General features: G+C 66.8%; 19 protein-coding genes, 1 tRNA gene and 2 pseudogenes. 10 read left to right on the top strand and 12 right to left on the bottom strand.

The annotated features are described in order from the left end of the window. Positions 1-6: 6 nt before the first annotated feature. The 5 genes from EOW65_RS03970 to EOW65_RS03950 all read right to left on the bottom strand — a co-directional run bounded on the left by EOW65_RS03970 (position 7) and on the right by EOW65_RS03950 (position 5,535). The gene (locus EOW65_RS03970) at positions 7-960 is read right to left on the bottom strand and encodes a type II secretion system F family protein (protein WP_128147701.1); all 954 of its coding nucleotides are present in this window, start codon (positions 958-960) and stop codon (positions 7-9) included. Further along, complete coding sequence (locus EOW65_RS03965) at positions 960-2,381, bottom strand: CpaF family protein (RefSeq protein WP_128147859.1); 1,422 nt, start codon at positions 2,379-2,381, stop codon at positions 960-962. Before EOW65_RS03965 ends, EOW65_RS03970 begins: the two co-directional genes overlap by 1 nt. Before the next feature lie 9 nt (positions 2,382-2,390). Next, on the bottom strand, positions 2,391-3,662 hold the full coding sequence (locus EOW65_RS03960; protein WP_128147700.1) for an AAA family ATPase: 1,272 nt from the start codon (positions 3,660-3,662) through the stop codon (positions 2,391-2,393). Between the two features lie 16 nt (positions 3,663-3,678). After that, the gene (locus EOW65_RS03955) at positions 3,679-4,563 is read right to left on the bottom strand and encodes a CpaB family protein (protein WP_128147699.1); all 885 of its coding nucleotides are present in this window, start codon (positions 4,561-4,563) and stop codon (positions 3,679-3,681) included. A 189-nt stretch (positions 4,564-4,752) separates the two neighbouring features. After that, entirely contained in the window at positions 4,753-5,535 is a 783-nt protein-coding gene (locus EOW65_RS03950; RefSeq protein WP_164879985.1) for a tetratricopeptide repeat protein, read from the bottom strand. 215 nt (positions 5,536-5,750) lie between these two features. On the opposite strand from EOW65_RS03950, the gene EOW65_RS20100 reads away from it, so the two are divergent. From EOW65_RS20100 to EOW65_RS03910, 8 genes are all read left to right on the top strand, one after another. Continuing rightward, positions 5,751-8,477 (top strand): BapA/Bap/LapF family prefix-like domain-containing protein, encoded by a 2,727-nt coding sequence (locus tag EOW65_RS20100; RefSeq protein ID WP_128147697.1) that lies wholly within the window; start codon positions 5,751-5,753, stop codon positions 8,475-8,477. A gap of 232 nt (positions 8,478-8,709) precedes the next feature. Further along, positions 8,710-9,663 (top strand): hypothetical protein, encoded by a 954-nt coding sequence (locus EOW65_RS03940; protein WP_128147696.1) that lies wholly within the window; start codon positions 8,710-8,712, stop codon positions 9,661-9,663. A 68-nt stretch (positions 9,664-9,731) separates the two neighbouring features. Beyond that, complete coding sequence (locus EOW65_RS03935) at positions 9,732-10,988, top strand: TolC family protein (RefSeq protein ID WP_164879984.1); 1,257 nt, start codon at positions 9,732-9,734, stop codon at positions 10,986-10,988. A 27-nt stretch (positions 10,989-11,015) separates the two neighbouring features. Continuing rightward, on the top strand, positions 11,016-13,136 hold the full coding sequence (locus EOW65_RS03930; RefSeq protein WP_128147694.1) for a type I secretion system permease/ATPase: 2,121 nt from the start codon (positions 11,016-11,018) through the stop codon (positions 13,134-13,136). Continuing rightward, positions 13,133-14,305 carry an HlyD family efflux transporter periplasmic adaptor subunit gene (locus EOW65_RS03925; protein ID WP_128147693.1) on the top strand — a complete coding sequence of 391 codons (1,173 nt, stop codon included), beginning with the start codon at positions 13,133-13,135 and terminating at the stop codon, positions 14,303-14,305. Before EOW65_RS03930 ends, EOW65_RS03925 begins: the two co-directional genes overlap by 4 nt. 86 nt (positions 14,306-14,391) lie before the next feature. Beyond that, complete coding sequence (locus EOW65_RS03920) at positions 14,392-15,756, top strand: type II and III secretion system protein family protein (protein WP_164879983.1); 1,365 nt, start codon at positions 14,392-14,394, stop codon at positions 15,754-15,756. A gap of 4 nt (positions 15,757-15,760) precedes the next feature. Continuing rightward, positions 15,761-16,363: a hypothetical protein gene (locus EOW65_RS03915; RefSeq protein ID WP_128147691.1), complete on the top strand. Its 603-nt coding sequence runs from the start codon at positions 15,761-15,763 to the stop codon at positions 16,361-16,363. Beyond that, positions 16,363-16,815, top strand: a complete 453-nt coding sequence (locus EOW65_RS03910) for a TadE/TadG family type IV pilus assembly protein (RefSeq protein ID WP_128147690.1) — start codon at positions 16,363-16,365, stop codon at positions 16,813-16,815. The genes EOW65_RS03915 and EOW65_RS03910 overlap by 1 nt, the downstream gene beginning before the upstream one ends. Before the next feature lie 4 nt (positions 16,816-16,819). Here the strand turns inward: EOW65_RS03910 and EOW65_RS03905 are convergent, their stop codons facing one another. After that, positions 16,820-18,418 carry a pilus assembly protein TadG-related protein gene (locus tag EOW65_RS03905; protein WP_128147689.1) on the bottom strand — a complete coding sequence of 533 codons (1,599 nt, stop codon included), beginning with the start codon at positions 18,416-18,418 and terminating at the stop codon, positions 16,820-16,822. A gap of 360 nt (positions 18,419-18,778) precedes the next feature. On the opposite strand from EOW65_RS03905, the gene EOW65_RS19905 reads away from it, so the two are divergent. Then, positions 18,779-19,216, top strand: a complete 438-nt coding sequence (locus EOW65_RS19905; protein ID WP_164879982.1) for a fasciclin domain-containing protein — start codon at positions 18,779-18,781, stop codon at positions 19,214-19,216. Positions 19,217-19,579: 363 nt separating this feature from the next. On the opposite strand, the pseudogene EOW65_RS03895 reads toward EOW65_RS19905, so the two are convergent. From EOW65_RS03895 to EOW65_RS03880, 4 genes and pseudogenes are all read right to left on the bottom strand, one after another. After that, a pseudogene (locus EOW65_RS03895) lies at positions 19,580-19,771 on the bottom strand (IS3 family transposase); the annotation flags it as partial. Between the two features lie 16 nt (positions 19,772-19,787). After that, positions 19,788-21,105 (bottom strand): annotated as a pseudogene (locus tag EOW65_RS03890) (IS3 family transposase). A gap of 32 nt (positions 21,106-21,137) precedes the next feature. Further along, positions 21,138-21,353 carry a hypothetical protein gene (locus EOW65_RS03885; protein ID WP_240664488.1) on the bottom strand — a complete coding sequence of 72 codons (216 nt, stop codon included), beginning with the start codon at positions 21,351-21,353 and terminating at the stop codon, positions 21,138-21,140. Between the two features lie 189 nt (positions 21,354-21,542). Next, positions 21,543-21,617, bottom strand: a tRNA-Gln gene (locus EOW65_RS03880). A 96-nt stretch (positions 21,618-21,713) separates the two neighbouring features. Here EOW65_RS03880 and EOW65_RS03875 point away from each other — a divergent pair. Continuing rightward, positions 21,714-22,898, top strand: coding sequence for a BaiN/RdsA family NAD(P)/FAD-dependent oxidoreductase (locus EOW65_RS03875; RefSeq protein ID WP_128147687.1), 1,185 nt, complete (start codon positions 21,714-21,716; stop codon positions 22,896-22,898). Positions 22,899-22,946: 48 nt separating this feature from the next. Here EOW65_RS03875 and EOW65_RS03870 read toward each other — a convergent pair whose 3' ends face one another. Together EOW65_RS03870 and EOW65_RS03865 are read right to left on the bottom strand one after the other, a co-directional pair. Then, positions 22,947-24,725: a capsule biosynthesis protein gene (locus tag EOW65_RS03870; protein ID WP_128147686.1), complete on the bottom strand. Its 1,779-nt coding sequence runs from the start codon at positions 24,723-24,725 to the stop codon at positions 22,947-22,949. Continuing rightward, positions 24,709-25,362 (bottom strand): ABC transporter ATP-binding protein, encoded by a 654-nt coding sequence (locus EOW65_RS03865; RefSeq protein ID WP_128147685.1) that lies wholly within the window; start codon positions 25,360-25,362, stop codon positions 24,709-24,711. The genes EOW65_RS03870 and EOW65_RS03865 overlap by 17 nt, the downstream gene beginning before the upstream one ends. Positions 25,363-25,383: the final 21 nt, after the last annotated feature.

Below are 25,383 nucleotides of genomic sequence, written 5' to 3'. Positions count from 1 at the left end.
CGGCCCTCAGGTGTCGAAGCGCACGATGCGGCGCATGAAGAGGATATTGAGCACAAGCAGGAGGACCACGGCGGAGAGAACCGGCACGGTCAGGTTGTGATCCTTCATCGGCGCGAAGTAGTCCGGCGCCAGCAGCCAGATGCCGCCGGCGGCGACCACCGGAAAGCCCGACAGGAACAGGCCGGACCATTTCGCCTCGGCGGTGATCGAATCGATCTTGCGCCGCAGCTGGATGCGCGAGCGGGCCAGCATCGAGAGTTTCTCCACGAGGCCGGCCAGATTGCCGCCGGTTTCGCTCTGGATCGCGACCGCCGCGGCGAGGAAGCGCAAGGTCTGGTTGTCGCAGCGCTGCGCGAGTTCCTCGAGCGCCTGGATCGTGTCCTTGCCGAAGTTGATCTGGTCCGCGGTGAAGGCGAATTCCGATCCGAGCAGCCCGGGCGTGTCCTCGGCGAGGGTGCGGATGACCACGCTGATCGGAATGCCGATCCGCAGGCTGCGCACCGCGATATCGAGGGCATCGGGCACGCTCGCCTCGATCTCGCCTTGCAGCTTGCGCGCGTGCCAGCGCGGCAGCAGCGCCGCCGCGGCGCCGAGTGTGAGGGCGCAGGCGAGCAGGCTCCACCAGACGCCGATCTGCAGCAGACCGATGCCGAGCGGCAGGATGACCCCGCACAGCGAGAGCGCACCGATCACGATCAGCCGGCGATGGTCATGCCACAGCCGCATTCCCGGCAGCGCGCCGCCGGCCGTGCCGCGGGAGGCGACCGGGTCGCTGATGCGCAGCGGCGCGGGCCGTCCGGGGGCAGCGGCCGGGGCGGCGGCGGCCGGGGTGCCGGAGAACCGCTCGAGCACGCGCCGGCGCAGCCGGCGGTAATCGGTGATGACATAAAGGCACAGCGCCATCACCAGCAGCACACCGCCGGTCATGAACAGGCCGAGAAGCAGCATTGATCCGCCCATCAGCCTTCTCCGCTGTAAAGGGAATCGGGCAGGCGGATGCCCCAGCGGCGGAATCTCTCAGTGTAATACGAACGCACGCCCGAACCGAGGAACCGGCCCTCGACCCGCCCCTCGGGGGTGATGCTGTCGTGGCGGAAATAGAACAGCTCCTGCATCGAGATCACGTCGCCCTCGCAGCCGACGATCTCGGTGATCGAGACGACCTTGCGCGACCCGTCCTGCATCCGCTCGACCTGCACGATCAGGTTGACGGCCGAGGCGACCTGCCGACGCAGTGCTGCAAGCGGGATCTCGAGCCCCGCCATCAGCACCATGCTTTCGAGACGGCTGGTCGCGTCGCGCGCCGTGTTCGCGTGGATCGTGGTCATCGAGCCGTCGTGGCCGGTGTTCATCGCCTGCATCACGTCGATCGCTTCCTCGCCGCGGGTCTCACCGACGATGATCCGGTCGGGACGCATCCGCAGCGCATTGCGCAGGCAATCGCGCTGGGTCACGGCGCCCTTGCCCTCGACATTGGCGGGCCGGCTTTCCATCCGGCCGACGTGGCGCTGCTGCAGTTGCAGCTCGGCGGTGTCCTCGATCGTCAGAATCCGCTCGCGCTTGCCGATATAGGCCGAAAGCGCGTTCAGCAGCGTCGACTTGCCCGAGCCGGTCCCGCCCGAGACGATGATGTTCAGCCGCGCCTGCACTGCGGCGCGCAGATAGCTGGCCATCGCCTCGCTGAGTGAGCCGAACAGCACCATCTGCTCGAGCGTCAGCTTGTCTTTGCGGAATTTGCGGATCGAGACCATCGTGCCGTCGATGGCGATCGGCGAGATCACCGCGTTCAGGCGCGAGCCGTCGGGCAGGCGGGCATCGACATAGGGGGTGGATTCGTCCAGACGCCGGCCGGAACTGGCGAGGATCTTCTGCAAGATGCGGCGCAGGTGCGCCTCGCTCTGGAACTGGACGTCGGTTTCCTCGAGCATGCCGTTGCGCTCGACGATGACCATGTTCGGGCCGTTGATCAGGATGTCGGCGATGTTCTCGTCCTTCAGCAGCACCTCGAGCGGACCAAGGCCCATGACCTCGTAATAGAGCTCGTCGACGAGCTGCTCGCGTTCTGAGCGGCTCATCGCCACCGCCGTGTTCGGGATCAGTTCGCGGACGATATTGCCGATCTCGATCTTGATCTCGGCCTCGCTCGCCTGCAGCAGCGCGGGCAGGTTGAAGGTTTCAAGCAGCCGCGCATGGGCCGCCTGGCGCAGCTCGCCGAGCTTGTGGCGCCGCTCGCGTGCCGCGTCGTCGCGCACCGTCTCGGGGGTAGGGACGGCCGGTTGCGATGCGGCCTGGGCGAGACCCGGCAGGGGAGGCGGCGACGTCGCGGATGAGGCGACGCCCGAATTCTGCTCGTTCTGCTCCTGCCGGAACTTGTCGAACATCGACATGGATCACCTCTCTCCCTGTTGCGCCAGGGGCATCGGGAACCGCCCGACGAAAGCCCGGATTTCCTGTGCGAGGGCAGTTTTCGGAGAGCCGCTGCACAGCGGATTGCCCTCGTCGCAGGAGGCCGCGACCTGTGCCCCGCCGTCGGAGAAGACCACGGAAAGCGGGCGGCCGATCGCGGTTTCGAAGGCCGCGCGGTTCTCCTCCCATTCGCGCGACCGGCGGGAGGGGGCGCGGTTGAGCACATGCTCGGGTGGGGTCCGGGGGACCGAGGATGCCGCCAGCAGCCGTTCAAGCAGACGCGCATTGCGCGCGCAGCGCACGTCGAGCGTGCTGACGCACAGGATCTGATCCGCCTCGACGAAGACCTGTTCGGCCCAGTCGGCGATGCAATGCGGCATGTCGACGATCACCAGCGGCGCGGTGCCGCGTGCGAGGGCGATCAGCTCGCCGACCGACGCGGCGGTGAGGGCATCGAAGGGCATGATCTCGGCGGGCGTCTGCAGCACCGCGACACCGGGGGCGGGATATTGCAGACAGCTTTGAAAGACCTCGGCGTCGATTCGCTGGATGTTGCGGTAGGCGTCGCGCAGCTGCGAGTTTTCCGGCAGGTTGAAATAGGTCCCGACCGAGCCGAACTGCAGATTCAGATCGAGCACACAGACGGCCGTGCGGCCGTCCCCGAGCTTCGCCCGTTCCGCCAGCGCGACGGCGAAGTTGACGCTCAGCGTGGTGCTGCCGGCGCCACCGCATGTGGGCTGGATCACATGAACCTGTGGCGCGTCGGGGGGGAGGGGCGGCGGGACCGCCTCCTCCTGGCCGGCGAGGCGGGCGATCAGCCGGCGCAGCGGCACCCGCGACCCGGAGCCGGTGCCCAGTTCCGGCCGAAGCGCGGCCGTCGTCCTGCCGACAGGGGCGGCGGCGGCGAGGATCTGCCCGAGGCTGCCCGCGGGGAAGGGCGGGCCGCGCAGGATGCCGAGGTCGGGGGGCAGCCCCTCCGGCAATGTGGCATCGGGGCCGCGCAGCAGCACCGTCGCGCCACGCGCCACGGCGATCCGGGCGACTTCGCGTAGCATGTCAGGGGTCCGGCCATCATCCGTCGCGGCGAGGACGATGAGGTCGAAATCTTCTGTGCCGGTCTTGCCGAGAGCCTCCTGCGCGGCATTCAGCCGCAGGTCGGTGCGTGTCGTCTCGTCCCCCACCGAGGACAGGAGCAGCGCCACCTGCAGCACCGCGTCGAGCCCGTCGGTTACCGTGCAGATTCTGAGAGCCGGCATGGGCGGATCCTTTCTCTCAGTTGCAGGGAACCTGGATGACCGAGCGCTGCGACGACCGCACCACCGAAAGGTTGCACAGCTGCGGCCCCTTCTGTGCCTCGGTGATCCGGTCGACCGCTGCCGCGATCGGGGCGGGGGCGGCGCCGGCGCGGGTGACCAGCGGCAGCGCGCGCAGCACGGTGTTGTCGACGACGACAGCGCCGGTGTCATCGGTCGACGATTTGCCGGCAACCGTGACATAGAGGTCACCCTGGGCGCCGGCCTGAAGCAGGACCGGGATCCGGTCCTGCCCGGCCTCGACGACGAAGCGCCCGTCGAAGGCGTTCTTCGGTGCGGTTGGCGCAGTCGCTGCCGCGGGCCTGCCGGGCAGACCGAGAACGCGCAGCCCGGCGGCAACTTGCCGCACCTCGGGCTGGCCATTGGTGGCGGCGCGCTGCCAGTAGACGTCGACGTAATCCCCGACCTTCAGCGCCGGGGCCACCTCTTCGAGGTTCTTCGGCGTGATCGGCACCGCGCCTTTGCCGGCGGCGAACAGCGGGCCGTCGTCCGCTTTGCCGAGCCAGACCTCCTCGGCGTCGAGCAGGGCATGCGCCTTCAGGTCCCGCAACGCGTAATACTTCTGTGCCGGGTCGCTGCGCTCGGGCCAGGCGCGCAGCACGCCCTCCGGCACATAGACCGAGGGGATGCGGAGATCGGCGAGATCCGCAGCGGTGATCTCTTCGCCGCGTTTCACGTCGCGCTCGAGCGCTGGCAGCGCGACGATGTCGCCGAAGACGGCAATGGCACGGTTCATCTCCTCGGCGCGCTGATCGGCGGCCCGGACGCGCACCAGCAGCAATGCGGACGATACCAGGATGAGGATCGTTCCGAGAGTGACGAGCAGGGCGACTTTCAAACGCATGTCGTGTCCATCCGGATCAGTACAGAGACAAGGTCTCAAACGGGCGAGGCATGGCGAGAATCAGGGCCGGAAGGTCCGTCTCTCGCCACTGGGGGACTGTTCATCAGATAACTGAACTGGCTACTGTTTGGCCTGTCGGCCCGGGGGTACTCTTACAATTTGGATCGGCTGCGCAAGACGCGCAGGCGGTCAGCGGAACACCAGATAGCCGATCGGCTTTCCGGCCAGGTAGTCCTTCCGGATCTGGCGGTAATAGGCCAGCGTCCGGTTGATCTCGTCCGGTGCGACGTCGCCGCTCATCATCGCACGGGCATCCGCTTCGCGGCCATCGAGGGCGTAGGCCAGCGCCATGTTCGCCCGCACCGTGCGGCCCTTGGTCGGATCGCGCAGCAGCTGCTCCATCAGGCGGATCCCTTCGCCGATATTGCCCGACAGCACGTGCGACAGCGCATAGTCGCTCAGCAGCGGAAAATCGGTCGGATAGAGGGCCAGGGCCTGCTGGTAGACCTGCTGCGCCTCGCCGTGCCGCGACAGGTAATCGAGGGCCACGCCCTTGCCGGTCAGCGCCGCCTTGTTCCGGCCATCGACCGCCAGCGCCTTGTCGTAATACGCGAGCGCATCGCGCGGATGCATCTGCGAGAGCTGCAGATGTCCAAGCTCGACAAGGACTTCGGTGTTGCGCGGGGCCAGTTTCTGCGCTGCGGCCAGGGCGTTCTGCGCCCGGATGAACTGCCCGGTTGCGCCATAGGCCCGGCCGAGCCCGAGCCAGGCGTCAACAGACCGCGGCGAGGTCGCGACGGCGCGCTCATAGAGACGGGCGGCTTCAGTGTAATCGCCGACCCCGAGGGCGGCGTCTGCGACCTTCTCGGTGTTTCGTGTCGAGGACGATCCGGCGCCGATGGAAAAGCCGCCGTCGGCACAGCCTCCGACGGCAAGACAGAGTGTGACGGTCAGAAGCGCATTTCGGATCACGGTGCTCGTTCCTTCGGCTGGCCCCCGGCAACTCATAAAATCCAGAAGTCGCGCCGTCCAGCTCGGTATTTCTCCTCGGGAATATCCTTCCGCTGGTCTGGTTCGGGGGTGACGGCAAGACGTATGCGCTTTTGGAAACTATTAGGCTGAGGTGTTCACAAATTAAAGATAGAAAGATCTAATCTTTCGATCTATAGACGATACGAAAGTATGTGATGTGGGGCGGAGTCGCCTTCACCTCAGCCATTGTCCGTAAAGATCCAGAGCCAAGAGAGCTGAAAATGAACACCACGAAGATTTCCGTCCCCCAGCCCATGGATGTGCGTGTCCCGACGCTTCGCGCCGATGTGGCAAGCTATGAGAAGAGCGGCGATGACCTGGTTCTCAAGCTGAACAGCGGTGACCAGATCGTCGTTGACAACTTTTTCCAGACCGGCCCGAAGGGCGAGGTGAGCCGCCTGCTGTTCTCGGACGGCTCGTTCTCGGGCGTGACGAGCTTGACGGAGGCGGTCGATTCGGGCGCCGCGGGGATCGGCGCGGGCATGGACGGCGTTGGCGGGATGATTGCGGCGGGTCTGGCCGGCCTGGGCGCGGTGCTGATCCTGTCGGATGACAACGGCAATGGTTCGAGCGAGCCGACCGACACCACGGAGCCGACGGATACCACGGAGCCGACGGATACCACGGAACCGACGGACACCACAGAACCGACCGACACCACGGAACCGACGGACACCACGGAACCGACGGACACCACGGAACCGACGGACACCACGGAACCGACGGATACCACGGAACCGACGGACACCACGGAACCGACGGACACCACGGAACCGACGGACACCACGGAACCGACGGACACCACGGAACCGACGGACACCACGGAACCGACGGACACCACGGAACCGACGGACACCACGGAGCCGACCGACACCACGGAACCGACCGACACCACAGAGCCGACGGACACCACGGAACCGACGGACACCACGGAACCGACGGACACCACGGAGCCGACCGACACCACGGAGCCGACGGACACCACGGAGCCGACCGACACCACGGAGCCGACCGACACCACGGAGCCGACGGACACCACGGAGCCGACGGACACCACGGAGCCGACTGACACCACGGAGCCGACGGACACCACGGAACCGACCGACACCACGGAGCCGACCGACACCACGGAGCCGACGGACACCACGGAACCGACCGACACCACTGAGCCGACGGATATGACCGAGCCGACGGATATGACCGAGCCGACGGATGCCTCGGATTCGTCGCTGCTTGACAACCTGCTCGATACGGTTGGCGACGTGGTGAGCGATGCCGGGAACCTGGTTGGCGATCTGGTCGACAACCTCGGCGGTACGGTGGGCGATCTGGTCGACGGTCTCACGGGGAACGGCTCCACCGGCCTGCTCGACGGGCTGATCGCCGACGGCGGTCTGCTGGGCGACCTGACGGGGAACTCGGGGCTGCTGGGCGCGGTCACCGGTTCGGACGGTCTGCTGGGGGGGCTTGTCGGCGACAATGGCCTGCTCGGCGCGGTGACCGGCTCGGATGGCCTGCTGGGCGGTCTGCTGGGCGCGGGCCTGCTGGGCGACGGCACCACCGATGGCAATGGCGTGACGGACGCGGTGTCCGGGCTGGTCGATAACCTCGGCACCACTCTCGGAGGGGTGACGGGGGATCTCGGGACGACGGTCGACAACCTGCTTGGCAATGTCACCGATGTTGCCGGCGGGCTGACGGATGCGCTGTCCGGCACTCTCGGTGGGCTGACGGACATCGGTTCGGGTGGCGACGCGGGCAGCACCGGCCTGCTCGACGGGCTGATCGCCGACGGCGGTCTGCTGGGCGACCTGACGGGGAACTCGGGGCTGCTGGGCGCGGTCACCGGTTCGGACGGTCTCCTGGGGGGGCTTGTTGGCGACGACGGCCTGCTCGGCGCGGTGACCGGCTCGGATGGCCTCGTGGGGGATCTGCTCGGTGCAGGGCTCTTGGGCGATGGCACCTCGACCGGGGGCGGCCTTCTGGATGGCCTGCTCGGTGGCGTTCTCGGCGGTGACACCGGCTCGGACGGCCTTCTGGGCGGCCTCCTCGGCGGGTCTGACGGCCTGCTGGGCGGCGTGACCGACACTGTGGATGGTCTGCTGGGCGGTGTGCTCGGTGGCGTTCTCGGCGGTGACACCGGCTCGGATGGGCTTCTGGGCGGCCTCCTCGGCGGGTCTGATGGCCTGCTGGGCGGCGTGACGGATACGCTGGACGGTCTTCTTGGCGGGTCGGATGGTCTGCTGGGGGGCGTGACCGACACCGTGGATGGTCTGCTGGGCGGTGTGCTCGGCGGCGACACCGGCTCGGATGGGCTTCTGGGCGGCCTTCTCGGCGGGTCTGACGGCCTGCTGGGCGGCGTGACCGACACTGTGGACGGTCTGCTGGGCGGTGTGCTCGGCGGCGACACCGGCTCGGATGGGCTTCTGGGCGGCCTCCTCGGCGGGTCGGATGGTCTGCTGGGGGGCGTGACCGACACCGTGGACGGTCTGCTGGGCGGTGTGCTCGGCGGCGACACCGGCTCGGATGGGCTTCTGGGCGGCCTTCTCGGCGGCTCCGATGGTCTGCTGGGGGGTGTGACCGACACTGTGGACGGTCTGCTGGGCGGTGTGCTCGGCGGCGACACCGGCTCGGATGGGCTTCTGGGCGGCCTTCTCGGCGGCTCCGATGGTCTGCTGGGGGGTGTGACCGATACAGTGGACGGTCTGCTGGGTGGCCTCCTCGGTGGGTCGGACGGCCTTCTGGGTGGCCTCCTCGGCGGGTCGGACGGTCTGCTCGGCGGCCTGCTCGGCGGTTCGGACAGCAGCCTTCTGGGCGGCACGCTCGACACGGTGTCGGATACGCTCGACTCCCTGCTGGGCGACACGTCGCTGCTCGGCTGATCGGCGCCGCAGAGCGCAGGCGCTCTTCACATCTGAAACGGCGCCTTCCGGAGCTTTCCCCGGGAGGCGCCCCTGCATTCAAAGAGGGGCGAGCGAGGCGCCGATCCGGTGTGGGATCCGGGCATCGCCCGGCATCCGGTCCGGCAACCGGCGGCGTTGGGGCTTGTTCTGGCCGCCTGACAGTGGCTACAACCGCCGCAGCGGGCGGTGAATCAGGGGAATTAGAGGCAAAATGGCGGTCGAGATCTTTTCCGCAACGTCGTCGACGGGGGGGACTGTCCGGGCCTACGGGTCGGAAATCTCCATCACGGCACCGTCCGACGTCTACTTCGGGAAGGGCGCGCCCGGCATCGCCTATTACGAAAAGGCCGGCACCGATCTGCGCGTGACGCTGCTCGACGGCCAGCAGGTTCTGCTGCACGATTTCTTCGTGATCGGCCCGGAAGGCAATGCCAGCCGCCTTCTCGACGGCGCCGGCGGCCCGGTCGAGGTCACCGGCCTTCTGGCACCTGAACCGTTCCAGCCCGAGACCGGGGTGATTCATCCTGCCGAACCCGACCAGGTCGACACCGCCCATGCCGAAACCGGTGCAGCGGGGGCGGCTCCGGCGGCGTCCGAGGCTGAGGCCGCAGGCGCTGTGCACGGCGAGGCGGTGACCGAGGCCGCGAGCGCTTCGGATGGCGCCGGCGGCTGGACCCTGTTCGGGGTGGGGCTGGACAAGTTGGCCTTTGCGACCGCGCTCGGTGCGATCCTTGGCGAGATCATCGTTTCGGACGGTGGCAATGACCATTCGTCGCATGCAGACGCTGCGCCGGCCGCAGGCGAGACCGCGGCCGATGCGCTCGAGCCTGCCAGCCTGACCGAAGCGACCAAGGCCGACGACACTCCGGTATCGGAGGTCTCCGCGGCGGAAAGCGCGGCCGACCCCGCCAGCCTCGTGGCGAACCTCATCGGCGGCGAGTCCCTGACGATCGACATTGCCTCGCTGCTCTCCTCCGACACCGGGGAGGCGGCCGCGACTGCGAGTTCGCAGCCCCCGGCCACTGACAGCAGTCTTGCCGGCGGGATGTTCGACAGCACGACCGAGACCCCCGGCCCCGAAGCGGACACCACGCCGCCGCTGTCGGAGAGTGATACGACCCTGGCCGATCTGATGCAGGGGAATGATGATGTTCATGGTGCGTAAGGACGGGGGCGCGCCGCGCGGTCCCGCGCGGGCTGCCCGGGCCGCCGATGCGGGGACCTGCTGACGCGATGAGACTGTTCTCCCTCCTGGCCGGAAGCGCTGCCTGCCTTGCCCTCCTTGCAACGGATGTGGCGGCGATGAGCTATCGCGAGGCGCTCCGCGCCGCGACCGAATACGATGCGAGCGTCTCGGCGTTGCGCAAGAAGGTGTCCCGGGCCACGACCAACATCGAGGCGGCGAAGGACGCATGGCTGCCCTCGGTCAGCTTCGCGGCGGAAACCAACACCACCTCCACCGGCGGGCCCAAGGCATTGGTGACGCTGTCGCAGGTGCTGTTCGACTGGGGGCTGACCCGCAGCAAGGTCAGCATCGCCTCCTATGACCGGGTGAAGGCCGTCGCCAAGCTGAAAGGCGCGGTCGAGGAGCTGGCCTATGAGATCGCGCTGCAGTTCCTGACCGTCGAGACGATGGACCAGAAGCTCGCCTGCACCGAGCAATACGCAACCTTCGCGCGCCGGATTGCCAAGTATTCGCAGGACCGCGTCGACGCGGGCCTCGCCGATTCCGCCGAGATCGCCCGGGCGCGGCTCGAGATTTCCCGGGCCGAGGATCAACTCGCCCAGATCCAGGCCGACCGGCAGATGGCCCTGGCGCAGATCGAGTATCTCGTGGGCAAGCAGCCGGACGGTGTCGATCCGCTGCCCGATCTCGGCTTTGCCAAGCTGTACAGCAACAGTGCGGCGATCATCTCGGCGGTCATCGTGGCCCCCGACTACATCTCCGCCAAGGCCGATGTCCGCATCGCCGAGAAGGGCATCGACAAGGCCAAGGCCGCGCGCCTGCCGACGATCTCGATCCAGGCACAGGGCAAACAGGCGCTGAATGGCGAGCGGTCGCAGAGCGGGTCGATCGGCCTTGCGGCCTCGATGGATCTCGACGCGGGCAATTTCCGCGGCCGCGCGATCAAGGGGGCGGAGCAGGATCTCGACGCGGCGAAATCGAGCCTGCTGTCGACCGAGCGTGACTTGCAGAACAAGGTGCGCGCCTCGGTGCAGCAGATTGTGGTGCTGCAACAGACCGGGGTCGCGCAGGAAAAGCAGCTGGCGCAGGCGGACCAGGTGCTTGAGGCCTACGAACAGCAATTCGTGGCCGGCAAGCGCGAGCTCGTCGACCTGCTGACCACCGGACGCGACCAGTATGACGCGCAGGTCAGCTCGATCGACACCTTCAGCACGCTGAAGCAGACCGAATACGAGGCGGCTCAGTCGATCGGGGTGCTCGGATCGCTGGTCGTTGCGGCGGGCGGGCAGCATCGGGTGAAATGACATGAAACGCCGGGGCACGGTTTCGCCATGACAGGACAGAGCACGACCGACCCCTTCGTCGTCGGACTGATGGAGCTGTGTCGGCTCAATGGCATCCAGGTTCCGCCCGAGCGGCTGACCGACGGTCTGGTCAACGCGGACGGGCGCCTGCCGCCTGACCATGCGGCCATCGCGCTCCGCCGGGCGAACATGAGCTGCCGGATCGGAGCCCGGGCGCTGGACGATATTTCCATGGCCTCGCTGCCGGCGCTGCTGTTTCTGCACGATGGCCAGTATGCTGTGCTCGAATGGGTGGGCGAGGGGCGCTGCACGCTGGTTCATCCCGAGACCGGTGGCGGGCGCGAGGAGTGCGCGCTTGCCGATCTGGGCGCGCGCTATGCCGGACGGGCGCTGTTCGCGCGGCCGATCGACGTGCTGTCCGACCGGCTTGGCGAGACCGTCGGGGAGCGGCGGCACTGGATCATCGGTCCGGTCCTCGACAATCTGGGGATCTATCGCGACGTGGTCCTCGCCGCATTCATGGCGAACCTGCTGGCGATCGGCTCATCGCTGTTCTCGATGCAGGTCTATGACCGCGTCGTGCCGAGCGGCGCCTTCGACACGCTGTGGATCCTTGCCAGCGGCGTCGCCATCGCGATCTGCCTCGAATTCGTGCTGCGCATCATGCGCGCGCGGCTGGTCGACGTGACCGGGCGTGATCTCGACCTGCGGCTGTCGTCGCAGCTGTTCGAGCAGGTGACCAACCTGCACCTGTCGCAACAACCCAAGTCGACCGGGGTCTTCGCCAATCAGGTGCGCGATTTCGCCGTGGTGCGGGAATTCTTCACCTCGAGCACCGTCGCCGCGCTGTCGGACCTGCCTTTCACCCTGATCTTCATCAGCATCATCGCCTTCATCGGCGGGCCGGTGGCACTGGTGACGCTGTTCGGCTCGATCGCCATCGTGCTGCCGGGGATCGTGATGCAAAAGCATCTCGCCAAGGTCTCGCGCGAGCACAATCAGGAAAGCGCCGCGCTGAACGGTATCCTGCTCGAGGCGGTGTCGAACCTCGAGACGGTGAAGGCCGCCCGCGCCGAGAACCGGCTGCAGCGCGCCTATGCGCAGCTGTCGGCGACGATTGCGGGCTCGTCGATCCGCAGCCGCGAGCTGAGCACGCTGATTTCGCAATTCGTCGCCTCGACGCAGCAGATCTGCTATGGCGGCGTGGTGATCGTGGGCGTCTACCGCATCAGCGAGGGGCACATGACGGTCGGCGCGCTGATCGCCTGCACGCTGCTGTCCGGCCGCGCGCTGTCGCCGATGAGCCGGGTGGCGGGGCTTCTGGCCCGCTGGCAGGGGGTGCGCGCGGCGATGGAAGGGCTCGACCGGATCATGGCGATGCCGGTCGAACGCCCGTCCGACCGGCAATACCTGCGCGCGCCGCATTTCGCCGGCGCCTACCGGATGCAGGACATCACCTTCTCGCACGAAAAGGATTCGCCGCCCGAGCTGACGATCAACGGCCTCGAGATCGCCGCCGGCGAGCATGCCGCGCTGATCGGGGCGAATGGCGCGGGCAAATCGACGCTGCTGCGGATGCTGGCGGGGTTCACCAATCCGACCAGCGGCAGCCTGCTGATCGACAACCTGTCGCTCAGCCAGATCGACCCGATCGACCGGCGCCGCCAGATCGGCTATCTGCCGCAATCCGTCGCGCTGTTTCAGGGGACGCTGCGCGACAACCTGCTGCTCGACCGCGGCATGCATTCGGATGACGAACTGATGGCCGCGCTCGATGCGGTGGGGCTAGGCGCCTATGTGCGGCGCCATGTGCGCGGCCTCGATCTGCGCATCCACAGCAACGCCAATGTCTCGGGCGGGCAGCGCCAGGCGATCGGGCTTGCGCGCGTGCTGTTGCAGGACCCGCGGATCGTGCTGCTCGACGAGCCGACGGCGGCCTTCGACCAGATCACCGAGAAGCACGTCATCGGCTATCTGCGCGAATGGCTCGGCTCGCGCACGGCGATCATCGCCACCCACAAGCGCGAGGTTCTGGCGCTGGCCGAGACGGCTCTCGTTCTCAAGGATGGGGGCGTTGCCTATCACGGGCCGCTCGGTCAGGTCATTGACCTCGGCGCCCATGCCAATGGAATCAAGACCGTCAAATGAGCAGCCTGTCCACCGATACCCCAAGCTTCGCCGACGGTTCGCGCCGGCTGCAGGCGGTGCGCGTCGCGCGGCAGACGATCTGGGTGATCGTCGCGACGGCGATGATCGCGCTGATCTGGGCGGCGCTGGCGCAGATCGACGACATCACGCGGGGCGAGGGGCGCGTCGTGCCGCTGCGCCGCCAGCAGACGATCCAGAGCCTCGAGGGCGGGATCATCTCGGAGCTGCAGGTGCGCGAGGGCGACACCGTCCAGCCCGGGCAGATCCTGGTGAAGATGGACCCGACGCAGTTCCGTTCGGCCTATCTGCAGGCGAAGTCCGAGATGGAGGTCCTGGCGGCCGAGGTGCAGCGGCTCGAGGCCGAGGTGCTGGAGAAGGAGGATGTCGGGTTTTCCGAGCCGATGACCGAGATCCAGGCGACGGAAGAGCGGCTGTTCCGCGCGCGCCGCACCAAGCTGCTGGAGTCCATCGCCTCGGTGAATAGTCAGATCGAGCCGATCCAGACGCAGATCGACCTGACCGCGCCGCTGGCCAAGGGCGGCGCGGTCAGCCAGGTCGACTTGCTGAAACTGCAGCAGCAGAAGACGACGCTCGAGGGCAAAATCACCGAGGTCCGCAACGTCTATGTGCAGGACGCCTACAGCGAGCTGGCGGACACCAAGGCGAAGCTTCTGTCCTTGCAGCAGAGCATCGTGCAGAAGAAGGATCAGCTCGCACGCACGGATCTGCGCTCGCCGGTGGCGGGGCGGGTGAACAACGTCAACATCACCACGCTCGGCGGTGTCGTGCAGCCGGGCGAGGCGATCATGGAAGTGACGCCGATCGACGACCAGTTGCTGATCGAGGCCCATGTCGCGCCGCGCGATGTGGCCTTCATCGCGCCGGGCATGCCGGCAAGCGTGAAGATCACGGCTTACGATTTCTCGGTCTATGGCGACCTGAAGGGAACCGTCGAGCAGATCAGTGACGACACCGTCGATGCCGATGGTGCCGACGGTACGCAGAGCTTTTACAAGGTCATGGTCAAGACCGACCGCGCCTATCTGGAACGGCACGGGGAGAGCTATCCGATCCGGCCCGGCATGATTGCCGAGGTTGACATCCAGACCGGGCGCCGGTCAGTGCTGAGCTATCTGATCCGCCCGCTGATCCGGGCGCAGCTGCGATGACTGTGAGGCCGGCGCATAGGCCGGTCGGTATTTCTTGTGCCCACCTGTTCTCCGCCGCGTCGAAAGCCGCCTTGAAAAGACATAAGATGACCCGTTCGATCTTTCCTGCCGCCTGTCCCCCCCTGATCCTTGCCGGCACCGTGGCGCTGTGCGGACTTTTCCTTGCTCCACCCGTGCGGGCGCAGAGCGGCGGAGACGGCGCCGCCGCGCCGCAGATCGAGACCGGGACACCGACCCAGCACATGGAGATCCGGCTCAAGGTCGGCGAGGCCAAGTTCATCCGCCTGACCGAGCCCGCCAGTGCGGTCTTCCTGTCCAGCCCGCAGGTTGCCGATGTCGACATGCAGTCGGCCCAATATGTCTATGTCGTCGGCAAGGGGATCGGTTCGTCGGACCTGTTCGTTCTGGGGGCCGACAACAAGGCGCTGATCGAGGCCAAGGTCGAGGTCGACATCGACCTCGGCCGGCTGCAGTCCGCCGTGAGCCAGGCGGTGCCGGGCAGTGCGATCAGGCTGTCGACCGCCGACGGGGCGATCTTTGTCAACGGGACGGTCGAGAGCGACACCGACGCGCAGGCAGCCGAGAACGTCGTCACCAAGCTGGCCGGCGATGCCGCCGTGGTGGTCAACAATCTGAAACTGACGACACCGCCGCAGGTCAACCTGCAGGTTACCATCGCCGAGGTCTCGCGCAGCATCGAGCAGGATCTGGGCATTTCCGTCACGGGCAGCTCGAAGAATCGCAGCCTGACCTCGCCCGCCTCGACGATCGAGGGCTATTCGGTCTCAGCGACCATGGGCAACAACCTCGGGCTGGTGATGGATGCGCTGTCGCGCTCGGGCCTTGCCACCATCCTGTCGGAACCGAACCTGACTGCGCGTTCGGGCGAGCAGGCTACCTTCCTCGCCGGCGGGCGCATTCCTTATCGTGTCGGTGCGACGCAGGACGACACGCGCATCGAATTCGAGCCGATCGGCGTCGAGCTGACCTTCACGCCCACGGTCTACGACAAGGACCAGATCCATATCCAGCTCGATACCAATGTGCGGTCGATCGACGAGGCGCAGTCGACCGCCGACGGCAAGGCGATTGCCGAGCGCTCCGCCTCGACGACGGTCGAGCTTGGCAGCGGGCAGAGCTTTGCCATCGCCGGGATGTTCCGCGCCGACCGGCAACAGTCGCTGACAGAGTTTCCGGGGCTTGCGAAGCTGCCGATCATCGGTGCGCTGTTCCGCTCTTCCGCCTTCCAGCGCGGTGAGACCGAGCTCGTCATCATCGTGACCCCCTATGTCGTCCGCCCGACGACCCGCAACCAGCTGAAGACCCCGCTGGACGGTGCGGCGCTGGCGCCGAACGGGGTGCAGCAGATGATGACCGGGCAGATGGTGCGGCCTGACACGGCGACGGGGGGACGGCCCCGCAGTCAGGCCGGCTTCCTCATCAACAGGTGATGCCATGATCTTTGCAATTTTCGATCGCCCCCTTGTTGCTGCCGGCCTCGCGCTGATGCTGCTGTCGGGCTGTGAGGGCGAGCCGGTGCAGACCGTGCAGGGCCGGCTCTCGCCCGAGATCGTCAGCGCCCATATCAGCTATTCCTTCGGCCAGTGTTCGGCGCGGATCCCGTCGGCCGACCAAAAGCGCATCCGTGCCTTCATTGGCTCGGCCGAGGCGGCGCGCGCCGGCGCCGTCATCGTCACCGTGCCGCGCGGCTGCTCGGCCGGGCAGGACGAGGCGCGGGCCGGTGCCGTCCGCAAGTTGATCGGCAGCCGCATTCCCCGCGTCGATCTGCGCATGCCGGACCCCGCCGACGCGCCGGGCAGCACCGGCATCGTGCGGATGATCCAGATCGACGCGATCGAGGTCGATCAGTCCGGCTGTTCTCCGGGGGCGGGTTGCACTGTCGCCAACAACCTGGCGGCGCAGATGGCTTATCCGGACGAGCTCCTCTATCCCTCGGGGACGGCGCGCCCGACCTATCATGTGCCGCCGCCGCCGCAGGCGGTGCCGACGCAAAGCGGCGGCACCGACAGCACCGCCACAATCTCCGGGGCAAACTGATGCGGGGCGGGCGTTTCGGAAAACTGGGCGACCGGCTGCGCTCCGAGGCGGGGGTGGTGACCGTCGAATTCGTCATCATCTTCCCCGCGCTGCTGCTGATGCTGGCGCTGATCGCCTTCGTCAGCCTGCTGATCGCTTCGCAAAGCGAGGTGCAGCAGGTCGCCTTCGAGCTTGCGCGCAAGGGGTTCTCGCTGGTCGGACAGAATTACGACGGCGACATCTGCCTCAAGCTCGGGCAGGACTATCTGCCGGCACTTGCCGAGAACAGCGTCACGCTCTCGGCCGCGAAATTCGAGCCGATGGCCAGCTGCCCCGGCCAGCCAGCGGCCTCGGGCCTGCTGACGATCAGCGTGACCTACGATCTGGCGGGCGGTGGGGCGTCGCAATTCGGGCAGATGCTGGGCGTCAACCTCGGACAGATCACCCGCTCCGCCTCGGTTATCGTCCGCTGAGCCGTCACTGCACCAGCTGTGACGAACAGCTGTAGTCGCTGACGATCAGCTCGGCCGGGGCGATCTCGATGCCAAGGGCATTGAGCAGATCGTCGACCAGAGTGTCGAGGAATGTCCCGGCGATCAGCGAGGTCAGCCCGCTGATGACGCTGTTGACGAGATCGAGCAGACAGGCGAGCCCGAGGAAACCGCACTGATTCTTGTCGGTGCGCAGGCTGCTGCTGAGATTGCCGAGCAGGCCTGAGACGAAGGAGGTCAGCCCCGAAATCCGGATTGGCGTTTCCACCAGAACGCTCTCGCCGAGCGAGCCGAGCGGCACCGACACCCGCTGAAAGCCGCCGAACAGCGAGATGCTGTCGCTGTCGCTTTTCGTGCTGCCGTTCAGGATGCCCGGGACGGTCAGGCTGAGGTCGAGGGCGACCGGCGCGGTCTGCACGTCGAAGGTCGCCAGCGTGTCGCCCGGTGCGCGGGCCGCGCAGTTCAGACCGGTCGCGGTCGCGGTGGCCTGCGCGCCGGAAAGGCCGAGGTCGAGCTTGATGTAGGTCAGCAGCTCGGCTTGCAGCCGCAGCGAGAGCTGGCTGACCGTGGCGGTAACGGGCGGAATGTCGTCGATGAAACCGGCCGCCATGACCGCTGAATGGACGATGCCAAGCGACAGGTTCACGTCGAGGATATAGGGGATGCCGAGGCTCAGCGGCACGCTGACCAGCCCGTTTTTCAGGCTGCCGTTGAGGCTGGCAGTCGCCATCAGCAGGTCGAAGGCATTCAGCGACAGGTTCGGCAGGATCTGGCCGATCTCGACATCAAGGGCGGAGGGGGACAGGTTCAGAAGCGAGCCGAGGGAGAGCGTCCCGCCCGAAACCGAGGTGGTGCCGGCGGGCAGCACCCCGAGCGTCGACAGCGCCTGCACGACCAGCGGCGTCCCGATCCCGAGGTTGAGAATATCGCGATAGTCGAGCACCTGGCCCGCGACATCGAGGCTCAGCAGACCGAGGAGCTTGTTCACGTCGACACCGAGGCCGAGCACGCCCGATGAGTCCAGAACCGCGGCCGAGATGTCGACGCCCAGCAGACTCTTGAGGACAGTGTCCAGAATCGAGGACGAGGTGTTCAGGGTCAGGAGCGAGTTGCGCAGGCTGAAGGCGATGGCCGCCCGTTGCGTGGCGATCGCGCTGCGGGTGACGGTGAGGTCCGTCGCCATCACCGGCCGCAGCAGCAGCGGCGTGTAGGGCGAGGGGACGACCACCTTGACGGCATTGACCCCGCCGGCCGAATTCTGGTCGGCGGCGGGGACGAAGACGCCGGCATTGTAGCTGCCGAAGATCACATCCGCGCGCGCCAGTGTCACCGTGCCATAGGCGCTGTTCGCGCTGACCACGCCCTGAGCCGTCTGCCGGGCAAGCGCGAGGTTCGGCAGCACGCGCGCAGCGCTTTGTGCCGCGAGGTCGGACTGCGACTGCACGTATTTCTTCTGCGCATTGATCAGGCAGATGTCCGTCCCGATGCCGCCGATCAGCAGGATCGCCGGAATGAGCAGGAGCAGCAGGATCGAGATCGAGCCTTCTGCTGAGAACCATCTGTTTGTCGAGGGTTTCTGGGTCACGGCGGGCTCTTCGGTTTCTGGCGGCACTCTAGGATGCGGCCCGCGCCGACCGCAACGCCAACTTGGCGTCCGGTCTGCATTTTCGATCCGGGGCGGCGCTGTGACGGCCGGAGCAGGCCATCCCTCCCTTGCGCGGATTATATCATTAAGTTACATCTTCACAAACTAAAGTATCGTACTCATGATGATCGCGCATCAGGCTTGCCGCCGGGGCAGCCCCGAGCAGGAGGACCATCTCACATGCATTTCATTCTCAAGGCGTTCCTGGCTGGCTGTCTTGTCCTTGGCTCGGCGGGCGGGGCGCTTTCCGGAAACATTCTGGTTGCGGGCGGCACGTCTTCCTACTCCGGGGGGAGCGTCATGCAGATGATCGCGAACTCGCCCGAGCATTCGACCCTGGCAGCGATGCTGCAGACGACCGGGCTGGACCAGACCCTCGCGGGGAACGGCATGTTCACGGTCTTCGCGCCGGTCAATTCGGCGTTCAGCGCCTTGCATCCGGGCATGCTGGATCAATACACGAACCCGGCAAAACGGGCAGAGCTGACCCGGTTTCTCAATTGCCACATCCTCCTCGGCCGGATCGACACGGCGACGCTGCGGCGGCTGCTCGCGGTGCAGGCGGGCCCTTACATGATCAAGACCCTCGGCGGCTGCTATCTGGGGGTCGAGGCCAATGGTGCGATGATCCAGCTGCGCGATGAGCGCGGCACCGTCGTCTCCATCCTGGCGCCGGATCTGCGGCGGTCGAACGGAGAGGTTCAGGTGATCGACAAGGTCCTGATCCCCGGGAACTGACGGCGGCGCCTTTTCCGGGGGCGCGGCGGGATCTGCCGCATCGCGCGGCGTCTGACATCCTGCCCTCCCGCGGAAAGGGGCAGGCAACATCGGGCGGCGGGGGCAGAGCATGTCTTCCGCCGCGCGATGCGTCCGCGTCCCGGCGCGACGCTTTCTTCGCTTATCGTGGTGTGGCCTGGGCCTTTGCCGCCGTCTGACCGGCGTCGGTGGGGCGGGCTTTGCGCGGGGATGCTGCGGCTGGCCGTCAGACCTGCCGCGTGCACCCGGCAGATCGGCACCCGGCCGCATCCCCCGATGGTTTCTTCAATATTCTGAGTATTTTGCAGATTTTCCGTCCGGCTAAGATTGGAATTTGACGCGTTCTTAGGTGTTCAGTCCCGGCATTTGGTGGATCGGGTTCAAGATGAATCTGTCCGGCTCTGAAGTCCAGATCTTGCAGATGTCCTCGTAGGGCGTGAGCCCGTTGAGGGTCTTGAGCCGGCGCGCGAAGTTGTATGCTGCGATGAAGTCCGAGAGGTGCGTTCTCAGTTGATCATGGCTGTCGTAGTGGAAGTGCTGTGAGCCCCGATGTTCATCCGGCTGAAACCAGAGTCCTTTGCTGAATTTGGCGCGGTTGCGCCGACGGAGCAATGGGTGATCTGCGCAGCAGTTCCGTTGCGCGAAGCTGATCGCCCATTGCGTTGAGTTGGGCGGCGAAGACCGCCGGGGCCTGATAACCGAGGGCCGAATGCGGTCGCTCGGTGTTGTAGATGTGGGGCCAGCGGGCGACAGCCGCGCGCGCATGGTCGATGCCGAAGAACAGGGTCTCGTTCAGCAGCTCGTCGCGCATCCGGCCGTTGAACGCCTCGCAGTTGCCGTTTTGCATGGGCTTGCCAGGCGCGATGTAGTGCCACTTCACCTGCATCTTCTCGGCCCATTCGAGGATCGCGTTCGAGGTGAACTCGGTTCCATCGTCCGAGACGATCACACCGGGCTTTCCGCGCCGCGCGATCAGTGCCGTCAGTTCCCGTGCAACGCGGCGGCCGGAAATCGAGGTGTCGACGACCGCGGCCAAGCTCTCCTTGGTGACATCGTCGATGATGTTGAGAATGCGGAAACGCCGCCCGTCGGCGAACTGGTCCTGGATCGAGCTATGGAGCCGCCACTGGTTCGAGGCCCATGGCGAGGGTCGACCGACCAGCGCGCGTTCGCCACAGCCTCGGTCACCAGCGGCGCCCGTGTGCCGATGGCGCGTTTGCGGTTGCGACGCCGACGCACGGCCAGGCCCTCTTCTCTGTAGAGCCGCTGCGTGCGTTTGCGGTTCAGCACATGGCCATCGCGTCGCAGAATGACATGCAGCCGTCGATACCCGAACCTTCGGTGCGTCTCGGCCGCGGCGCGCAACACATCGCGCAGCGCAGCATCATCGGGGCGCCGGTGCCGATACCGCACGGACGACCGATCGGCCCCGATCACGGAACACGCCGTTGTTCGCTACAAACAGTCCCCCGGACTGTTTGCTTCACGCTCCAACCTCGCTCATCTCGTAACGCTGTTTGAGATGGGCGACGGCCTCGCGCCTGGCGGCGGGCGTTACCATTTTTTTGAGAGCAGATCCTTCAGCGCGGTGTTGTCGAGCATCGCTTCGGCAAGCAGACGCTTCAGCTTGCCGTTGTTCGCCCGCTCTCTCGGGCCAGTGGCGTTCACGGGCTCACTCTTCGAGGGCCTTCAGACGCTTTGCCTCCGACGGCTCCATGCCGCCGAACTTCGCCTTCCAGGCATAGAACGTGGCGCTACTGATCCCGTGCCTGCGGCAGACCTCTGCAGTCGTTGCCCCGTCGACATATATGTCGACCCTGCTCTCGCAGGATCGCGATGATCTGCTCTTCGGTGAACTTCGATCTCTTCATGTCCGGTCCTCTCATTGGGACGGACTCTAGCATCAGATGGACGAGCTATCGGGGGTCACAGCACGTATCATCGGCGCGGCCGAAGGCGAAATCACCCAAAATCCAGAGATCATCGTCGTGGGCAGGCAAGCCTGGAAGTTGGCGATCAGGGCTGCGTTCATCTCCGCGGTTGAGGCGAAGGGGCGCTTGCAGAAGTCGATGATGCGGTGGTGGCCGAAGTGCAGGTCGGCCGAATGCCAGTTGGCCATACCTGTGCCCTCCCGTGTTCGTCAGACCTGAGTTTAGGGAGTAGGTCACACGGGCGCAGATGCCTGTCAGTTCGGAAGGATTCCGGACGGCGAGACGTTCGGAATGTCAGCAGATGCCCGTCTTGCCCGAACAAGATGCCAAGTTTGACCGGATAGGTTCCAATCTTCGGCGAACGTCACACAGAGATTTGGCTGGGGCGGTAGGATTCGAACCTACGGTACACGGTACCAAAAACCGTTGCCTTACCACTTGGCCACGCCCCAACGTGGGGCGTTGTTTAGCTAAGGGGTTTCAGTGCTGCAAGAAGAAAGTTCCGAATCCTGTTGCGGTCGCAACGGCTGAAGCGATAGGGCTCGGCCATGTCTGAAACCGATGTCGTCATTCTGGGAGCCGGGGCCGCCGGGCTGATGGCGGCGGGCGAATGCGCCCGTCGCGGTCGCCGCGTGACCGTGCTCGACCATGCCGCCCGCCCGGGCGAGAAGATCCGCATCTCGGGCGGCGGGCGGTGCAATTTCACCAACCGCGAGCTGAGCCGGCAAAACGCAGCCGAACGCTTCCTGTCGGAAAACCCGCGTTTCGCGCTCTCGGCGCTGAGCCGCTTCACGCCGGCCGATTTCCTGGCCCGGATCGAGCGGGCGGGCATCGCCTGGCACGAGAAGACCGCGGGGCAGCTGTTTTGCGACGGCAAGGCGACGCAGGTCGTCGAGATGCTGCTGGCAGGGCTCGGGCCTGCCGAGCTGCGGCTTGGCACCGCGGTCGAGGCGGTGCGGCGCACGGGCGAGGGGTTCGTCGTCGATACCTCGGACGGCCCCTTGCGCGCGGGCCGGGTGATCGTGGCGACGGGGGGCAAGTCGATTCCGAAGATGGGGGCGACCGGCATCGGTCACCGCATCGCGGAAAGCTTCGGGCTGCGGGTGACGGAAACGCGCCCCGGCCTCGTGCCCCTGACCTTCGCGGCGCAGGATCTGGAGAAGACCGCGCCACTCGCTGGCATCGCGGTGGCGGGTCGGGCGAGCGCGGGGCGCACGGGCTTTGACGAGGCGGTGCTCTTCACCCACCGCGGGCTGTCCGGTCCGGCGATCCTGCAGGTGTCGAACTACTGGCGCGAGGGCGAGGCGATCGTGGTCGATCTGGCGCCGGGCCGTGACATCGCCGCGGCGCTGGCCGCGATGCGGGCCGAGGCGGGGCGGGTGGCACTCCACAACGCCCTGGCGCGGCTGCTGCCCGAGAAGCTTGCGGCTTTCGCGGTGGCCGAGGCGGGGCTTGCGGGGCGGCTTGCCGATCACGGCAACCGCGCGCTCGAGCGGCTGGCGGCGCAGGTGCACCGCTGGCAGGTCCGCCCGGTGGGCTCGGAGGGCTATCGCACCGCCGAGGTGACACTGGGCGGCGTCGCGACCGAGGCGCTCGACGCGAAGACGATGGAGGCGCGCAACGTGCCCGGTCTTTACTTCATCGGCGAGGCGGTCGACGTGACCGGCTGGCTCGGCGGCTACAACTTCCAGTGGGCCTGGTCGTCGGGCTGGGCTGCGGGGCAGGTCGCCTGAGCGACCCGCCGGAACGGGCGGCGCCGGGGCAGACCCCGGCGCGGTGGTTCAGCTCGACACCTGTTCGCGCAGGATCGAGGCGGTGAGCGACAGCATCAGGTAGATGCCCGACAGGATCAGGAAGGCAAGCACCGTGTCCTCGAAGGCGCGCGGATAGGTCGGCTCGTCGGGGGCGACCGGGCGCACGCCCATCTCCAGATAGCGCACCTGCTTGTTCGCCTCGATCCGCGCCGTCTCCATCTGCTGCGCCGCCGCGGCCAGCAGCGACTGGCGGGTCTCGAGTTCGGCTTCGGCGATGCGCAGCTGGCCGGTGACCGCGGCGAGCGAGTCGCTCGATCCGGTCTTGTCGGTCAGCTGCTTGCGCAGCTCGGCGATCAGCTGTTCGAGCCGGGCGATGTCACCCCGCACGCCCTGCACGCGCGCCGAGCTGGGCTGCGAGTTGTCGAGCAGCTGCCCGAGCTCGAGCCGCTTCTGTTGCAGCTGGGTCTGGAAGGCCGAGATCTGCCCCATCACCAGGCTGCTTTCCGACACCGGGTCGAGCACGCCGACCTGTTCTTGCAGCTCGAGCACCTTGGCCTGGGCGGCGAAGACCTTCGCCTCGGCATCGTCATAGCTGTCGCGCGCGCCCTTCATCTGGTCGCCGCGCAGCCGCGAGGTGAGCTGGTCGACCTGCTCCTCGGCATAGGAGATCAGCGATTTCGAGAACCGCTCCGAGGTCTGCGGATCGGGGGCGATGACCTCGAGCCGGATCAGCCCCTCGGAGGGGTCGTAGCCGATCTTCACGTTGCGCTGATAGACCTTGTAGCCTGCTTCGCTCGAGGCGCCGGGGTCGAGCCGCTGCAGCGGGTCGATGTTCGGCGCCGAGAAGACCTCGCGGAAATGCTGGTCGGTATCGAGCCGCTTGTAGGCGTCGCGCGATTGCAGATAGCTCTGCACCGTGACCGAATCCTGGTTGGTGGCGAGCTGCGTGCCCGAGAACAGGCTGCCCAGGCCACCGGCGCCGGACATCCCCTCGGACTTTTGGATCACGAACTCGCTTTTCGTCGCGAACATCGGCGTGGCGATGGCGTAGTAGTAATAGCCCGCGATCAGCGTCGGCAGGAAGATGAAGAAGGCCAGCCGCGCGGCCAGCAGCATCAGCTTGCGCCGGCGCCGGCGCGCGATATCGCGCTGGATCTTGATGATTTCGCGGGCGCGGGCGCCCTCGTCGAGCGGCGCGGCGGGGGGCGGCGCGTCCTTCACCGTCTGCGGCAGCTTCACCCGGGTGTCGGCGCCTGCCCCGTCGAGCCGGGCCAGCGCCTTGGTCGTGGCCAAGCCCGCCCCCATGCCGGCCGGTGCGGTGTCGCTCTGCGCGCCGGCGCTGTCCTCGTCATCCTGCTCGAGATGCATCAGCGCCGAGCGGTCGAACGGGTCGAGACCGCGCCGGCGCAGCATCCGCACCGCCTCGAAGTCCGAGGTCGCCTCGATGCCGTATTTCTTCGCCATCCGCCGCGCCAGCCGCAGCTGTCGGCCGGTCAGCCCCTCGGCACGGATCGCCTCGATCTCCTCCTCGGGTGTCATCTCGGAGGGGCCGAGCACCTGCGGGGCGTCATCGGGATGCGCGCTCGGGAAATCGAGCGCGGCAAAGCCGTCGTCCTGCGGCTCGAAGAGTGCGGAGGGATCATCCGCCGGGGCCGCTACGCCGCGTCGCGCGGCGGCGCGATGGGCAAGCAGGTCGGCGATGGTCGCGCCGCGGCCGGTTTCCGCCGCCTTGGGCGGCACCGGGGTCACGCCGGGGATCGGCGTGCGGCGAATGCGGTACTTGGCAACTTTAAGAGGTGTAATCATACATCCGCTTCGCTTCTTCCAGAGTGTCGAACATGTAGAGCTGGCCGTCGCGCAGAACGGCTGCCGAGCGGCAGAACTTCTCGAGTGTCGCGGCCTGGTGCGAGACGACGATCACCGTCGCCTCCTTCAGCCGGTCGCGCAGGATCGCGCCGGCCTTGCGGTTGAACTCGACATCGGTGGTCGAGGGCATGCCTTCGTCGATCAGGTAGATGTCGAATTCGAGTGCCAGCATCAGCGCGAAGGTGAAGCGCGAGCGCATACCCTGGCTGTAGGTGCCGACCGGCATGTCGAAATATTCGGCGATCCCGGTCAGCCAGCGGCAGAAGGCCTCGACGTAATCCGGATCGAGCCCGTAGAGCCGGGCGATGAAGCGCGCGTTCTCGCGCGCCGAATGCTTGTTCACCACGCCGCCCATGAAGCCGAGCGGGAAGGAGACCCGGCAGGTCTTGCGGATCTCGCCCTCGTCGGGCTTCTCGAGCCCGGCCATCATGTTGATGATCGTGGTCTTGCCGGTGCCGTTCGGCGCCAGGATGCCGAGCGACCGGCCCAGTTCGACGCGGAAGCTCGCCCGGTCAAGGATCACCTTGCGCTGCTTTCCCGTCCAGAACGACTTGCTGACATTCTCGAATTCCAGCATCGCTTCCTGCCGACCGTGCCC

Origin of the sequence: Paenirhodobacter ferrireducens, assembly GCF_004022265.1 — a bacterium.
Taxonomy (GTDB): Bacteria; Pseudomonadota; Alphaproteobacteria; order Rhodobacterales; family Rhodobacteraceae; genus Rhodobacter; species Rhodobacter ferrireducens.
The sequence above is the reverse complement of the archived record's forward strand: the minus strand, read 5'-3'. Positions and strand labels throughout refer to the sequence as shown.

Bases quoted from the DNA above. Each gene is read 5' to 3' on its own strand.
- EOW65_RS03970 (WP_128147701.1), bottom strand. From the start codon at position 960: ATGGGCGGATCAATGCTGCTTCTCGGCCTGTTCATGACCGGCGGTGTG.
- EOW65_RS03965 (WP_128147859.1), bottom strand. From the start codon at position 2,381: ATGTTCGACAAGTTCCGGCAGGAGCAGAACGAGCAGAATTCGGGCGTC.
- EOW65_RS03960 (WP_128147700.1), bottom strand. From the start codon at position 3,662: ATGCCGGCTCTCAGAATCTGCACGGTAACCGACGGGCTCGACGCGGTG.
- EOW65_RS03955 (WP_128147699.1), bottom strand. From the start codon at position 4,563: ATGCGTTTGAAAGTCGCCCTGCTCGTCACTCTCGGAACGATCCTCATC.
- EOW65_RS20100 (WP_128147697.1), top strand. From the start codon at position 5,751: ATGTGGGGCGGAGTCGCCTTCACCTCAGCCATTGTCCGTAAAGATCCA.
- EOW65_RS03940 (WP_128147696.1), top strand. From the start codon at position 8,710: ATGGCGGTCGAGATCTTTTCCGCAACGTCGTCGACGGGGGGGACTGTC.
- EOW65_RS03935 (WP_164879984.1), top strand. From the start codon at position 9,732: ATGAGACTGTTCTCCCTCCTGGCCGGAAGCGCTGCCTGCCTTGCCCTC.
- EOW65_RS03930 (WP_128147694.1), top strand. From the start codon at position 11,016: ATGACAGGACAGAGCACGACCGACCCCTTCGTCGTCGGACTGATGGAG.
- EOW65_RS03925 (WP_128147693.1), top strand. From the start codon at position 13,133: ATGAGCAGCCTGTCCACCGATACCCCAAGCTTCGCCGACGGTTCGCGC.
- EOW65_RS03920 (WP_164879983.1), top strand. From the start codon at position 14,392: ATGACCCGTTCGATCTTTCCTGCCGCCTGTCCCCCCCTGATCCTTGCC.
- EOW65_RS03915 (WP_128147691.1), top strand. From the start codon at position 15,761: ATGATCTTTGCAATTTTCGATCGCCCCCTTGTTGCTGCCGGCCTCGCG.
- EOW65_RS03910 (WP_128147690.1), top strand. From the start codon at position 16,363: ATGCGGGGCGGGCGTTTCGGAAAACTGGGCGACCGGCTGCGCTCCGAG.
- EOW65_RS19905 (WP_164879982.1), top strand. From the start codon at position 18,779: ATGCAGATGATCGCGAACTCGCCCGAGCATTCGACCCTGGCAGCGATG.
- EOW65_RS03885 (WP_240664488.1), bottom strand. From the start codon at position 21,353: ATGGCCAACTGGCATTCGGCCGACCTGCACTTCGGCCACCACCGCATC.
- EOW65_RS03875 (WP_128147687.1), top strand. From the start codon at position 21,714: ATGTCTGAAACCGATGTCGTCATTCTGGGAGCCGGGGCCGCCGGGCTG.
- EOW65_RS03870 (WP_128147686.1), bottom strand. From the start codon at position 24,725: ATGATTACACCTCTTAAAGTTGCCAAGTACCGCATTCGCCGCACGCCG.
- EOW65_RS03865 (WP_128147685.1), bottom strand. From the start codon at position 25,362: ATGCTGGAATTCGAGAATGTCAGCAAGTCGTTCTGGACGGGAAAGCAG.